The organism is Roseovarius dicentrarchi (assembly GCF_003316635.1).
Lineage (GTDB): Bacteria > Pseudomonadota > Alphaproteobacteria > Rhodobacterales > Rhodobacteraceae > Roseovarius > Roseovarius dicentrarchi.
Window position 1 is genome coordinate 97,232 of record NZ_QNQP01000007.1, and the last position, 13,307, is coordinate 110,538.

The following is a 13,307-nucleotide window of genomic DNA, read 5'->3' on the forward strand; positions in this document are numbered from 1 at the left end:
GCATGCTCCTATTCAGTAACGTTACCCGGTGCGTAAAGCGCCCCGAACTCGGTGGCAAGGAAGTCGGCCAATTTCACCTGTTCCTGACCGACAAAACCGGCGGAGGGCAGCTTGCCCATGCGCATCAGGTCCACCACGGCCAGAATTCCGGCGGCGGTGGTGATCTGGATCGCGCTGCGATGCGTGCCGCCGATCTGGCGCGCGACTGTTTTGTTGATGAAGCTGCGCTCGCGGTGCGCGCCATCCTTCTGGCCGGTAGCGGTGCAGTAAACCAGCACCACGTCCTGGGCCGTGCGCGGCAGCGCCGTCTCGAAAATATCCTTCAGCACATCGCGCCGTCGTTCCAGCCCCAGATCGTGCAAGAGCAGTTTGAGAATCGCGCAATGGCCGGGGTAACGCATGGTGCGGTAGGACACCCGGCGCGCGCGGCCCTTCAGCGCCTCCGCCAGCGTGCCAAGCCCGCCGGAGGTATTGAAACATTCGTAATTCACGCCGTCCAGCGCCAGTTCCTCCAGATCCTCCAGCGGGGCCAGCTGGCGCAATTCGCCCTCCACCAGCGCGGTGCAGGGGTTGCAGTACTCATTTATCAGCCCATCAGTGGACCATGTCAGATTGTATTTCAGCGCATTCGTCGGATAGAGCGGCAGCGCCCCCACCCGCAGCGACAGGGTGTCCAGTTCATCAAACTGCGCCGCCAGATCGGCACCCGCGATGCCGACGAAACCGGGCGCCAGCCCGCATTGCGGCATGAAGGCGGTCTGCGCCCCGTCGGCCAATTCCTGCACCGCGCGGGTGGCAGCGACATCTTCGGTCAGGTCGAAATAATGCGCGCCGGTGGATTTGGCCGCGCCCGCGATTTGCGGCGTCAGGAAAAACGGCGCGGCGCTGATCACGGCATGGTGGCCCTCAAGCGCCTTGGTCAGCGCGGCGGCATCGGTCACGTCAACCTGCGCGGTCTTGACCCCATCATCCGCCAGCGGTGTCAGCCCGGCCGCGTCGCGGTCAATCACGGTCACGCTGTAATGAGCCGAGCCTTGCAAAAGCGCGGCGATCATCTGGCCGATATTGCCGGCGCCGACGATGGCGATGTTCCAGATACTCATAGGTCGATCCTTGAATTCAGCGCTGCAAGCGCATCAATTTATCCGGTCCCGTGCCGGATCATCGCGCCCCGGCAGTGGCCAAGTCAAGCGCAGTGCGCCATTGCCTGCTTGCACCCTTGCCGGGCGCCGGGCAATGTGCGCTGCAAAACTCAAGCGACCGGAGGCCCCGCATGGACCGCGCAGAGATCGTGCATGAAAATTTCCTTGCCCGTGTGGCCTCGGGCGATCTGCCGCAGGGCGCCCCGCCCTCGGACGCGCTGAGCGATACCGAAGCGGTGACGCTCTACCGTGCGCAATGCGTCAGCCGCGCATTGGACCGCACCAGCCGAGCCATGCAAAAGGCAGGTCAAGGCTTCTACACCATCGGATCGTCGGGGCATGAGGGGATGGCGGCGGTCGCCCACGCCCTGCGGCCCGATGACATCGCGTTCCTGCATTACCGCGACGCGGCGTTTCAGATCGCCCGCGCGGGGCAGGTGCCGGGCCAGTCGATCACCTGGGACATGCTGTTGAGCTTCGCCTGCTCGTCCGAGGATCCCATTTCCGGCGGTCGCCACAAGGTGCTGGGGTCCAAGGCGCTGATGATTCCGCCGCAAACTTCCACCATCGCGTCGCACCTGCCGAAAGCGGTCGGCGCGGCCTACGGTCTGGGCCTTGCCCGCCGCCGCCCGCCCGAACACCGCGCGCTGCCGCATGACGGGATCGCGATGGCATCTTTTGGCGATGCGTCGGCCAACCACTCCACCGCTCAAGGGGCCATCAACACGGCGGGCTGGACCTCCGTGCAATCCGTTCCACTGCCGATGCTGTTCGTCTGCGAGGATAACGGCATCGGCATCTCCACCCAGACGCCGAAGGGCTGGATCGCCGCCAGCATGCAGCACCGCCCCGGCATCCGCTATTTCCACGCTGACGGGCTGGACCTGTATAACACTGCGCAGGTCGCCGCCGAGGCCGCTCATTACGTTCGCACCCAGCGCAAGCCGGCGTTCCTGCATCTGACCATGGTGCGCCTTTACGGCCACGCGGGCGCCGACCTGCCCACCACCTACCTGCCCAAGGCGCATGTGGAGGCGGAGGAGGCGAACGATCCGCTGCTGCACACCGTCCGCCTGCTGGAGGCGGCAGGCGCGCTGGATCGCAAGGAGGCGCTGGCGATTTACGAGGAAACCAACGACCGCATCGCCCATGTGGCGGCCGAGGCTGTCACCCGCCCCCGCCTGAAAACCGCAGCCGACGTGATGGCCAGCATCATCCCGCCCAAACGCGATTGCGCCCCGACGAACGGCCCCAGCGCCGAGGAACGCGAGGCCGCTTTCGGCAGCGATTTCAGGCAGCTGGACCAGCCCCAGCCGATGAGCCGCCTGATCAACTGGGCGCTCACCGACCTGATGCTGGAGCACGGCGAGATCGTGGTGATGGGCGAGGATGTGGGCCGCAAGGGCGGTGTTTACGGCGTGACGCAGCGCCTGCACCAGCGCTTTGGCACCGACCGCGTGATCGACACGCTGCTGGACGAGCAGAGCATCCTCGGCCTTGCCATCGGCATGGCGCATAACGGGTTCATCCCGATGCCGGAAATCCAGTTCCTGGCCTATCTGCACAATGCCGAGGACCAGTTGCGCGGCGAGGCGGCGACGCTGCCCTTCTTCTCCAGGGGCCAGTTTACCAACCCGATGGTGCTGCGCATTGCCGGGCTGGGCTATCAAAAAGGCTTTGGCGGGCATTTCCACAATGACAACAGCCTTGCCGTGCTGCGCGACATCCCCGGCATCATCATCGCCTGCCCCTCGAACGGGCCGGACGCGGCGATGATGCTGCGCGAATGCGTGCGCCTTGCGCGCGAGGAACAGCGCGTGGTGGTGTTTGTGGAGCCGATCGCGCTTTACCCGATGCGCGATCTGCACGAGGCGGGCGACAACGGCTGGATGGGCACCTACCCCACCCCGGACGAGCGTATTCCGCTGGACAGTGTCGGCGTGCATGGGCAGGGCAAGGATCTGGCCATCGTCACATACGGCAACGGCTGCTACCTGTCGCGGCAGGCGCAGGAGGTGCTGAAGGCGGAGGGCATCAACGCCCGCGTCATCGACATGCGCTGGATCGCGCCGCTGCCGGAACAGGCGCTACTGAACGCCACGCGGGGCTGCAAATCCGTGCTGATCGTCGATGAATGCCGCCGCACCGGCGGGCAGGCCGAGGGGCTGATGGCGCTGTTTGTCGAGCGGGCGGAACTGCCGGTCAGCCGGATTGCCGCCGAGGACAGCTTTATCGCCACCGGCCCGGCCTATGCGGCCACCATGCCATCGCGCGATTCCATCGTCGCCGCTGCAAAGGAGGCCTGCGAATGAGCTGCCGCGCCGTTCTGATCTGCCCCGGACGGGGCACCTATAACAAGCCCGAGCTGGGCTATCTGCACCGCCACCACGCGGGCAATCCCCTGCTGGATACGTTCGACGAATTGCGCCGCGCCGAGGGCCAGACGCCAGTGACCGAACTGGACGGGGCCGAGCGGTTTTCCAACGCCACGCACACCGTCGGCGATGCCGCCTCGCCGCTGATCTATGCCGCCTCGTACCTGGATCGCCAGTCGCTGGCCGAGGATATCGAGGTCGTCGCCGTCACCGGCAATTCGATGGGCTGGTATATCGCGCTGGCCGCCGCCGGGGCGCTGGATGCGCAGGGCGGCTTCACGGTCGTCAACACCATGGGCCGCCTGATGCAGGAGGCGTCAATCGGCGGGCAGCTGGTCTATCCCTGCACCGGCCCGGACTGGCGCCCCGACCCCGCGCGCCGTGCCGGCCTGCTGGAAACGGTGCGCCAGATCGACAGCGGCGGCGACGCGGTTCTGCGCCTGTCGATCGATCTGGGCGGGATGCTGGTGCTGGCCGGGAATGATGCGGGCCTGGCCGAATTCGAAGCATCGGTGCCGCGCCTTGACGGACGGTTTCCCATGCGCCTGCCGCATCACGCCGCGTTTCATACGCACCTGCAAGAGCCTGTGGCCCAGCAGGGCCGCGACGCCCTGCCCAGCAGTCTGTTCAGCCAGCCGGAGATTCCGCTGATCGACGGGCGCGGCGCCATCTGGTGGCCGGGCGCCACCGACCGCGACGCCTTGCACGCCTACACGCTGGGCCATCAGGTCACGCAGCCCTATGATTTCACCCGCGCGGTGCAGATCGCGGCGCGCGAATTTGCCCCCGACATGTTCATCGTCACCGGGCCGGGCAACACGCTGGGCGGGGCGGTGGCGCAATCGCTGGTTGCGGGTGGCTGGCACGGGATGCACAGCAAGGCGGCCTTCACCGCCCGCCAGTCCGAGACGCCGCTTCTGGTGTCGATGGGGCTGGAAGATCAGCGCACCATCGTCACGGGATAAACCCTAATCGCGCGGCATGTTGAAGGTGAACACCGTGCCATCCGCGTCCGAGCGCATGGTCAGATCGCCGCCATGGGCGCGGGCGATCTCCCGCGCGATGAACAGGCCCAGGCCCAGACCCTGCTGCGATTGACGCACATTGCCGCGGGCAAACGGCTCGAACAGCATCTTGCGCACTTCTGGCGGGATCGGCGCGCCCAGATTGGTAACCCACAGGTAAAACGATCCGTCGCGATCCTGCGCGCTGACGGTGACCGGCGCGCCCGGCTCGCCATGCGTGACCGCATTGGCCAGAAGATTCGAAATCAGCTGCGAAATCCGTCCTGAATCGCAATAGATCGGATCGCAAAAATCATATTCCGTGATGATTTCCGTCTCGGGATGGGCAAGGCCAATTTCCCGCACCGCATGTTCCAGGATCGGCTTGACGTCGTGATCGGCATGTTCGTTCAGGTTCAGCCCACCGCCCAGACGCGCGCTGGCAAAATCCATCACATCGTCAATCAACCGGGCGATTCGCCCGGTTGACCCCTGGATCGACGTTACCATTTCGCTGATTTGCGCGTCAGTGCTGCTGCGCCCTATGACGCGGGATGCGGCATTGATCGCCGCCAGCGGATTGCGCACATCATGGCCCAGAACGGCGATAAACTGCTCGCGCAGCTTCGCCTCTTCCTCGCGGGTGCGCAGCGCGGCCTCGTTCGCCTTTTCATCGCTGACACAGCGCCCGCTACAGAAGATATGATCGCCCTCAGGCACAGCATTCCATGAGATCCAGTGATAGCTGCCATCCTTGCAGCGATACCGGTTAACAAGGTTCAGAACGTGCATACCGCGCTGCAAACGCTCAAAAGCACGCTCTGCCGCGGGCAGGTCATCGGGGTGCAGGAAGTGGGAAAAGCGGTGCGCCTGAACCTCTTGGGTAGAGTAGCCAAGCAGCCGCCGCCACGCCGGATTGGTGTCCGAAAAATTGCCTTCGCGATCGACAAACCCCAGCAAATCGGGTGTCACAGACCATGTTCGGCTACCGCTATCCTTGTGTGTCACTTGGCCCGCAATCCCCTGAAGCTGAGTGCGCAACCTATCACCCGCTTTTTGCATTGTCATTATCATAACGGTCCGCGCAGGGCAGCGCCATCACGGCGCTGCCCGCAGCAGGGGCTAGCGGCCTTTCCAGACCGGATCGCGCTTTTCGGCGAAGGCGCGCGCGCCTTCCAGCTGATCCTCGGACGAATAAAGCCGTGCGACGGTGTCATACTGGCTGCGCGTGATCTTGTTCATCACGGTTTGAAAATCCTTGCCCTCGGCGTCGCGCACGATTTCCTTCAGCGCCGCATAAACCAGCGGCGGACCGCCTGCCAGCTCATCGGCCAGCGCGCGCGCCTGCGTCATCAGGTCGGCCGCCGGAATGATCCGGTTGACCAAGCCCCAGCGCGCCGCCTCGTCCGCGTCCAGCCAGCGACCGGTCAGCAGCATTTCCATCGCGATGTGATAGGGAATACGCTTGGGCAGCTTGATGCTGGCCGCATCCGCAACCGTGCCGGACCGGATTTCAGGCAAGGCAAAGCTGGCGTGATCGGCGGCCAATATCATGTCCGCGCTCAGCGCCAGTTCCAGACCGCCACCACAGCAGATGCCATTGACGGCGGCAATCACCGGCTTGTTCAGGCCGCGCAATTCCTGCAACCCTCCAAAGCCGCCGACGCCGTAATCGCCATCCACCGCATCGCCATCCGCCGCTGCTTTCAGATCCCAGCCGGGGCAGAAAAACTTGTCGCCCGCGCCGGTGATCAGGGCCACGCGCAAGTTGTCGTCATCACGGAATTCGGCAAACACATCGCCCATGATCCGGCTGGTTTTCAAGTCAATCGCGTTGGCCTTGGGACGGTCCAGCGTCACCTCCAGCACATGGCCCCGCGTTTCGGTTTTGATCGGATTGTCTGTCATGTCATTTCTCCTGTTCTGATAAGCGCGTCTGCCCCGACAGCGCGCGCCGCCGTGCAGATCAGCGGATTGATCTCGACCTCGTGCAGATGGGCCGCATTTTCGGTGACGTAAGCCTGCACCGCCAGGACCGCGCGCACAATCGCCGCCATATCCGCGCCCGGCTGGCCGCGATACCCCGCCAGAATGGGCGCGATGCGCAGGCTGGCCAGCGCGGCGGCGATATCGTCCGCGCTGGCCGGCAGGATCAGCGAGGCGCTGTCCTTCAGGATCTCCGTCAGCACACCGCCCGCCGCAAGGGTCAGGACGAAGCCGTGCGCCGGATCGCGCACCACGCCGATCAACAATTCGGCAACGGCGCCGGTGATCATCTCCTCCAGCAGATAGGCGGGCGCGTTCATGCGGGCGGCGGCCTGCATCACCGCCTCTGCCGTGCCCAGGTTCAGCGCCACCGCCCCCGCCTCGGTTTTGTGGGCGAACCCCTCGCCCTTGAGCACGGCGGGCAGCGGTATCGCCGCGGCAGCCGCTGGAAGATCGGCGGCCTCCACCCGACGCGATTGCGGCACGGCCAGACCATGCGCCGCCAGCGCCGCCTTGCTGGCCGCCTCGCTGAGAATTGTCGCGCCCTCCCCGGTGCCGGGCGCCAGAACGGGCGCGGCAACAGGGCGGTGGCGCCCCAGCGCAGCCGCGGTTTCAATCGCGCACATCGCTTCTTCAACACCCAAAAGCGGGATCAGCCCGGCATCCGTCACGCGCCGCGCAGTATGCTCGCTCAGATTTTCGGGCAACGTGGCGACAAAGGCCAAAGGCGTGCCACTGGCCTGCGCTGCCGCTGCCCCTGCGGCGATGGTGCAGTCCCACGCGGCATCGCTGCACCGGTCGCTGCGCGGAAAATCCACGACCAGACAGCCCAGCGCCACATCGCCGGTCAGCGCGGCAGTAAAGGCAGCGGTCATCGCCGGAACATCGTCCCAGATAAACGTGTGGTAATCCAGCGGGTTCGCCAGGGCCACCATCGGCCCCAATGCAGTCCGCAGCGCGGTATGCTGCGCGTCGTCCAGCGGCGCAAACGTGACACCCCGCCCGACAGCGGCATCCGCCATCAGGCTTGCCTCCCCGCCCGAGCAGGACATCGAAACAATACGGTCAGAGGGCAAGGGACCCGCCAGATGCAACAGCTTGAGCGTCTCAAGCAGCTTGGGCAGGCTATCCACCTGCGCCACGCCCAACCGTTTGAGCAGCGCGCGCGCCCCGGCGTCGCTGCCCGCCAGCGACGCGGTATGCGACACCGCAGCCGCCTGCGCCTGCACCGACTTTCCCACCTTCAGCGCGACAATCGGTTTGCCCAACGCCTGCGCGCGATTGGCAAGCGCCTGAAACGCCTCCAGATCACCGATCCCCTCGATATGCAGGCCCAGCGCGGTCACGCGTGGATCTTCCAGCAAGCCAAGGCCGATTTCGGCCAGCCCCGTCTGCGCCTGATTTCCAGCTGTTACCACATAAGCCAAAGGCACGCCGCGCGCTTGCATGGTCAGATTGATAGCAATATTCGAGCTTTGCGTGATCAAGGCAACGCCCCGGTCGCAACGCGTACCGCCATGCTGATCCGGCCACAAAAGCGCGCCATCGAGGTAGTTGATGAACCCGTAACAATTCGGCCCGATGATGGGCATATCCCCCGCCGCCGCAACCAGCCTGTCCTGCATGGCATCGCCGTCACCCATCTCGGCCTGCGCCTCGCGAAAGCCGCTGGCAAAGCACACCGCGCCGCCCGCGCCCATGGTGCTAAGCGCCTCGACCGTGTCGATCGTAATGCTACGGTTCACACCAATAAAGGCGGCATCCGGCGCCTCTGGCAGGTCAGCTACGGATGCGTAGGTCGGCAGACCGGCCATTTCGGCGCGTTTGGGATGAACCGGCCAGATTGCGCCATCGTATCCCATGCGGCGGCACTGCTCGATTACTGACGCGCACCAGACGCCGCCACCGATGACAGCTATGGATTTGGGGCGTAAAAGGCGGCTGAGGTCGCGTGTCATGGCTGATGTCCCTCCAGAAAAGATTTTATGCCTTCGGCGAGGATATTTTTCGCAAGAAGAAGCGGCTGGTAACGCATTATTAACCACTCTTGGTCAGTATGAAGTCACGGTACAGGCGGGGACGCCGATGACCGTGCAAGGAGAAAGGGTTCGCCTTTTCGAGGGGGGCGCCGATCAGGTCCCCCCTCTTTCTTTTTGCTCCAAATATCCTCGCCGAAGGCAAAAAACTCTTTTGGAGCGCGGGCAGCCTCAGGCGCCCAGCGGCCTCAGCAGATCGCGGCTGATGATGTGGCGCTGGATTTCCGAAGTGCCGTCCCAGATGCGTTCAACGCGGGCATCGCGCCAGAAGCGTTCGATCGGGAAATCATCCATCAGGCCCATGCCGCCATAGATCTGCAATGTGGCATCGGTGACGCGCGCCAGCATTTCGCTGGCATAAAGCTTGGCCGACGCGATCTCGCGGTTTGCCGGCAGGCCCTGATCCAGCCGCCATGCAGAGGACAGCGTCAGCCAGTCGGCAGCGTCGATTTCGGTGATCATGTCAGCGAGCTGGAAACTGACGCCCTGGTTTTTGCCAATCGGCTGGCCGAACTGTTCGCGTTCGGCGGCATAGTTCAGCGCCAGATCAAAACAGCGCCGCGCGCGGCCGACGCAGTTGGTCGCGACCGTGATGCGCGTGGCGTAGAGCCATTCGTTCATCACCGCGAACCCGCCATCAACCTCGCCCAGCACCTGCGCGTCCGGCAGGCGGCAGTTGTCGAATTCGAGGATCATGTTCTTGTAGCCGCGGTGGCTGACCGATTTATACCCGTCGCGGATGGTGAAGCCCGGCGTGCCGCGATCCACAAGAAAGGTGGTGATGCGTTTCTTCGGGCCGCGCGGTGTCTGATCCTCGCCGGTGGCGACGAAGACGATGATGAAGTCGGCGTGATCGGCGCCCGAGATAAAATGCTTGGTGCCGTTCAGCACCCAGTCGCCGCCGTCGCGTTTGGCGCTGCATTTCATGCCGCGCACGTCCGATCCGGCGCCCGGTTCGGTCATCGCCAGCGCATCCATCCGCTCGCCGCGCACGGCGGGCAGCAAGTATTTCTCGCGCTGCTCGCCCTCGCAGGCCATCAGGATATTCTGCGGGCGGCCAAAGAAATGCGCCAGCGCCATTGAGCCGCGGCCCAGCTCGCGCTCGACCAGTGCAAATTCCAGATGGCTTAGCCCCGCGCCGCCGACTTCCTCGGGGAAGTTGCAGGCGTAGAATCCCAGATCCAGCGTCTTTTGCTTGATCTTTTCGGCCACCTCGGGCGGCACTTCGCCGGTGCGCTCAACCTCGGCCTCGTGGGGGTAGATCTCGTTCTCGACAAAGCTGCGCACGGTTGAGACGATCATTTCCTGTTCGTCTGTTAATCCGAAATTCATGTATCTGCTCCTTTATGGGCGGCAGCCAGCGCTTCGACGCGGGCACTGACATCAGGGGAGGGCGCGCAGGTGCGGCGGGTATCCAAGCTTACGTGAAGCATGAATTGATCACAGGTCGCCAGAACCTCGCCATCCTTGGCGCGCTTCAGCTCATGCATGCAGCGCAGCTTCTTGCCCTGTCCTTCGGTTACGCGGGTGTGTATCTCGACCGCCTCGCCCGCATGGGTTTCGGCCAGGTATTTTGTCGTCGTCTCGACGGTGAAATAGCTGAGGCCGCCGGCGATGTAATCATCATCGGCGCCGACAAACGCCATCACCTCTTCGGCGGCGTCCGAGAAGATCTGGCCATAGCGGCCTTCGTTCATATGCCCGTTCACATCGGTCCAGTCGACGGGGATCACCCGGCGCAGGCTGACCATGGGCGTGCCAGCCTCCAGCGCGGGACGCAGGGTTTTCTCATGCGCGTTCAACAGCCGCCCTGACGCGTTGCCCTGCTGTTTCAGGCTGCGCATCATGGCGATCAGGTTGCCGTCGCGCTTGCGCTCCAGCTGGCGGATGGTCAGATGGCCGGACTGGTCGTCGGACTGGTCGGCAATCATCTGGGCCAACTCGTCGGTCAGCTCTGGCACGTCCATCAGTTTCGTCCATGGCCATTTCAGGCAGGGACCAAATTGGTCGATAAAGTGCTTCATCCCCGCCTCGCCGCCGGCGACGCGGTACGTCTCGAACAGGCCCATCTGGGCCCAGCGGATGCCAAAGCCATAGCGGATCGCGTTGTCGATTTCCTCGGTCGTGGCGATGCCGTCCTTGATCAGCCACAGCGCCTCGCGCCAGACGGCCTCAAGGAAGCGGTCGGCGATATGGGCGTCGATTTCCTTGCGCACGCGCAGCGGGTAGAGGCCGACGGAGGTGAGGATTTCGCTGGCGCGGTCCAGCAGGGCCGGATCGCTGGCATCCGTTCCGACAACTTCGATCAGGGGCAGCAGATAGACCGGGTTGAACGGGTGGCAGACCATGATCTGACCGGGACGGGTGGCACCCCCTTGCAGCTCGCTGGGTTTGTAGCCGCTGGTGGAGGAGCCGATCACGGCGTCTGCGTCACAGGCGCTCTGGATTTCGGCGTAGACCTTGTGCTTCATCTCCAGCCGCTCGGGCACGCTTTCCTGCATCCAGTCGGCGCCGGTGACGGTTTCGGCGATGGTGTCGTGAAAGGTCAGCGCGCCCTCGTCCGGCATGGCGTAGTCATACAGCATCGGCAGGGCGTGGCGCGCATTGTCCAGCACCTCGCCGATCTTGCGCCTTGCCTCGGGGTCCGGGTCGAAAATACGCACGTCCCAGCCGTTCAGCAGGAACCGCGCGGCCCATCCGCCACCGATCACGCCGCCGCCGATGATGGCCGCTGTCATTTGCTTGCTCATGTTGTGGTCCGATCTGCTTTGGGGCTTAGCGCGGTGCGCGTTTGGTCAGGCGCAGCTTGTCGCGCACATCGGCGGGGGTCATGATGCGGGCGCCCAGACGCTCGATGATTTCGCGGGCGCGCGTGACCAGCTGGTGGTTTTCGGCCAGAACGCCGCGATCCAGCATCAGGTTATCCTCAAGACCGACGCGCACGTTGCCGCCTGCCAGAACGCTTGCGGCGACATAGGGCATCTGGTCGCGGCCCAGCGAAAAGGCGGACCAGTTCCAGTCATCCGGCACGTTGTTGACCATCGCCATGAAGGTATTCATGTCGTTCGGCGCGCCCCATGGGACGCCCATGCACAGCTGCACCAGCGCGTCCTTCTCAAGGATGCCGTCCTTGACCAGTTGCTTGGCGTACCACAGATGGCCGGTGTCGAACGCCTCGATCTCGGGCTTGGCGCCTGCCTCGGTCATCATCTGGCCCATGGCCTGCAACATGCCGGGGGTGTTGGTCATCACATAATCGGCTTCGGCGAAGTTCATCGTGCCGCAATCCAGCGTGCAGATCTCGGGCTGGCATTCCAGCACATGCGCCACGCGTTCGCTGGCGCCGACCATGTCAGAGGCATCTTCGTTCAGGGGCAGCGGGGATTCAGGATCGCCGAACACCATGTCGCCGCCCATGCCGGCGGTCAGGTTCAGCACCACGTCGGTATCCGATGCGCGGATGCGGTCGGTCAACTCGCGGTACAGCTTCAAATCGCGGCTGGCCTTGCCGGTTTCGGGGTCGCGCACGTGGCAATGGACAATCGCGGCGCCCGCCTTGGCTGCGGCGATGGCGCTGTCGGCGATCTGTTCGGGGCTGCGCGGCACATGCGGGCTGCGGTCCTGGGTGGCGCCGCCGCCGGTTACGGCACAGGTGATGAAAACGTCGCGGTTCATAGTCAGGGGCATGGATGATCCTTTCAAACGGGTGCGTCAAAGCTTGCCGCATATGGTAGCGCTGGCATATTCGCCCATCGTGCCGTAAAAGACAGAAATGATGCAGAAATGGACAAAACCCCAAGCAGCGCCGACGCGCATCGGATTTGTCCTGTTCGACAGATTCTCCAACCTGTGCCTTGCCAACTGTCTGGAGCCGCTGCGCGCGGCAAATACCGTCAGCCGGGCGAAAGTGTTTGACTGGCAGATTGCCACATTGTCCGGCACGGCCGCCCGCAGTTCCAGCGGGATGCAGGTGTTGCCGCATGGCGCGCTGGCGGGAATCGAGCCTTGCGATTACCTTTTTATCCTAAGCAGTTACGATCACGCTCGCCACGATACCTCGCACACGCGGCGGGCGCTGCGCAGTGCGGCCAAAAAGGCGCAGACGCTGGTCGGGATGGATACAGGGCCGTGGCTGATGGCAGCTGCGGGGCTGCTGGGCGGGCGGCGCGCGACGCTGCACTGGGATTTGCAGGACGCCTTTGCCGAGCGGTTTCTGGACGTCGAGGTGGTGCGCGCCCGCGTCACCCGCGACGGGCCGGTGATTACCTGCGCCGGCGCGATGAGCGCGCTGGACCTGATGATGGACATGATCGCGCAGCATGCGGGCATGGCGGCGCGGCTGGATGTCGAGGATCAGTTCATGCATGGCAGCGATACCGCGGCAGAGGTGCCCGACATGCCGCAGCCCGACGTGCTGGTGCGCGCCGCGCTGGCGCAGATGCGCGCCCATGTCGAACGGCCCTTGCCGCTGGGCGCGATTGCCCGGCGGGTGGGCTGCCAGCCGCGCACGATGGACCGGCATTTTCGCAGCGCACTGGGCGCACCGCCGGGCACGGTTTATCGCCACATGCGCCTGTCCGAGGCGCGCAAGCTGCTGGACAGCACCGGGCTGGGCATTGCGGAAATCGCGGTGCGCTGCGGGTACGAGTCCCCGGCCGCACTGGCGCGCGCCATGCGCATCCGGTACGGCGCGGCGCCGACAACGTTGCGCTCCGAAGGGCGCTAGGGGAACCGGCGCGGGGATCGCGCGTTGAGCCACCGAAC

Annotated in this window: 10 protein-coding genes; 3 read left to right on the forward strand and 7 right to left on the reverse strand. The window is 64.6% G+C overall.

The genetic code is table 11. The features are described 5' to 3' along the window. Nucleotides 1-8: 8 nt before the first annotated feature. Entirely contained in the window at nucleotides 9-1,103 is a 1,095-nt protein-coding gene (locus DQ230_RS07135; protein WP_113911891.1) for a saccharopine dehydrogenase family protein, read from the reverse strand. Nucleotides 1,104-1,273: 170 nt separating this feature from the next. Here DQ230_RS07135 and DQ230_RS07140 point away from each other — a divergent pair, with 170 nt between their 5' ends. Beyond that, nucleotides 1,274-3,454: a thiamine pyrophosphate-dependent enzyme gene (locus DQ230_RS07140; RefSeq protein WP_113911892.1), complete on the forward strand. Its 2,181-nt coding sequence runs from the start codon at nucleotides 1,274-1,276 to the stop codon at nucleotides 3,452-3,454. After that, nucleotides 3,451-4,482, forward strand: a complete 1,032-nt coding sequence (locus DQ230_RS07145) for an ACP S-malonyltransferase (protein ID WP_113911893.1) — start codon at nucleotides 3,451-3,453, stop codon at nucleotides 4,480-4,482. Before DQ230_RS07140 ends, DQ230_RS07145 begins: the two co-directional genes overlap by 4 nt. Nucleotides 4,483-4,485: 3 nt before the next feature. On the opposite strand, the gene DQ230_RS07150 is transcribed toward DQ230_RS07145, so the two are convergent. The 6 genes from DQ230_RS07150 to DQ230_RS07175 all read right to left on the reverse strand — a co-directional run bounded on the left by DQ230_RS07150 (nucleotide 4,486) and on the right by DQ230_RS07175 (nucleotide 12,230). After that, entirely contained in the window at nucleotides 4,486-5,493 is a 1,008-nt protein-coding gene (locus tag DQ230_RS07150; protein ID WP_238987449.1) for a PAS domain-containing sensor histidine kinase, read from the reverse strand. A 150-nt stretch (nucleotides 5,494-5,643) separates the two neighbouring features. Beyond that, nucleotides 5,644-6,429, reverse strand: a complete 786-nt coding sequence (locus DQ230_RS07155; protein WP_113911895.1) for a carnitinyl-CoA dehydratase — start codon at nucleotides 6,427-6,429, stop codon at nucleotides 5,644-5,646. After that, nucleotides 6,426-8,465, reverse strand: coding sequence for an acetate--CoA ligase family protein (locus DQ230_RS07160; protein WP_113911896.1), 2,040 nt, complete (start codon nucleotides 8,463-8,465; stop codon nucleotides 6,426-6,428). The genes DQ230_RS07155 and DQ230_RS07160 overlap by 4 nt, the downstream gene beginning before the upstream one ends. Nucleotides 8,466-8,714: 249 nt before the next feature. Next, nucleotides 8,715-9,875: an acyl-CoA dehydrogenase family protein gene (locus DQ230_RS07165; protein ID WP_113911897.1), complete on the reverse strand. Its 1,161-nt coding sequence runs from the start codon at nucleotides 9,873-9,875 to the stop codon at nucleotides 8,715-8,717. Then, the gene (locus DQ230_RS07170) at nucleotides 9,872-11,293 is read right to left on the reverse strand and encodes a carnitine 3-dehydrogenase (protein WP_113911898.1); all 1,422 of its coding nucleotides are present in this window, start codon (nucleotides 11,291-11,293) and stop codon (nucleotides 9,872-9,874) included. The genes DQ230_RS07165 and DQ230_RS07170 overlap by 4 nt, the downstream gene beginning before the upstream one ends. Nucleotides 11,294-11,318: 25 nt before the next feature. Then, nucleotides 11,319-12,230, reverse strand: coding sequence for a beta-keto acid cleavage family enzyme (locus tag DQ230_RS07175; RefSeq protein WP_113911899.1), 912 nt, complete (start codon nucleotides 12,228-12,230; stop codon nucleotides 11,319-11,321). A gap of 88 nt (nucleotides 12,231-12,318) precedes the next feature. Here DQ230_RS07175 and DQ230_RS07180 point away from each other — a divergent pair, with 88 nt between their 5' ends. Continuing rightward, nucleotides 12,319-13,269, forward strand: coding sequence for a GlxA family transcriptional regulator (locus DQ230_RS07180; RefSeq protein WP_113911950.1), 951 nt, complete (start codon nucleotides 12,319-12,321; stop codon nucleotides 13,267-13,269). Nucleotides 13,270-13,307: the final 38 nt, after the last annotated feature.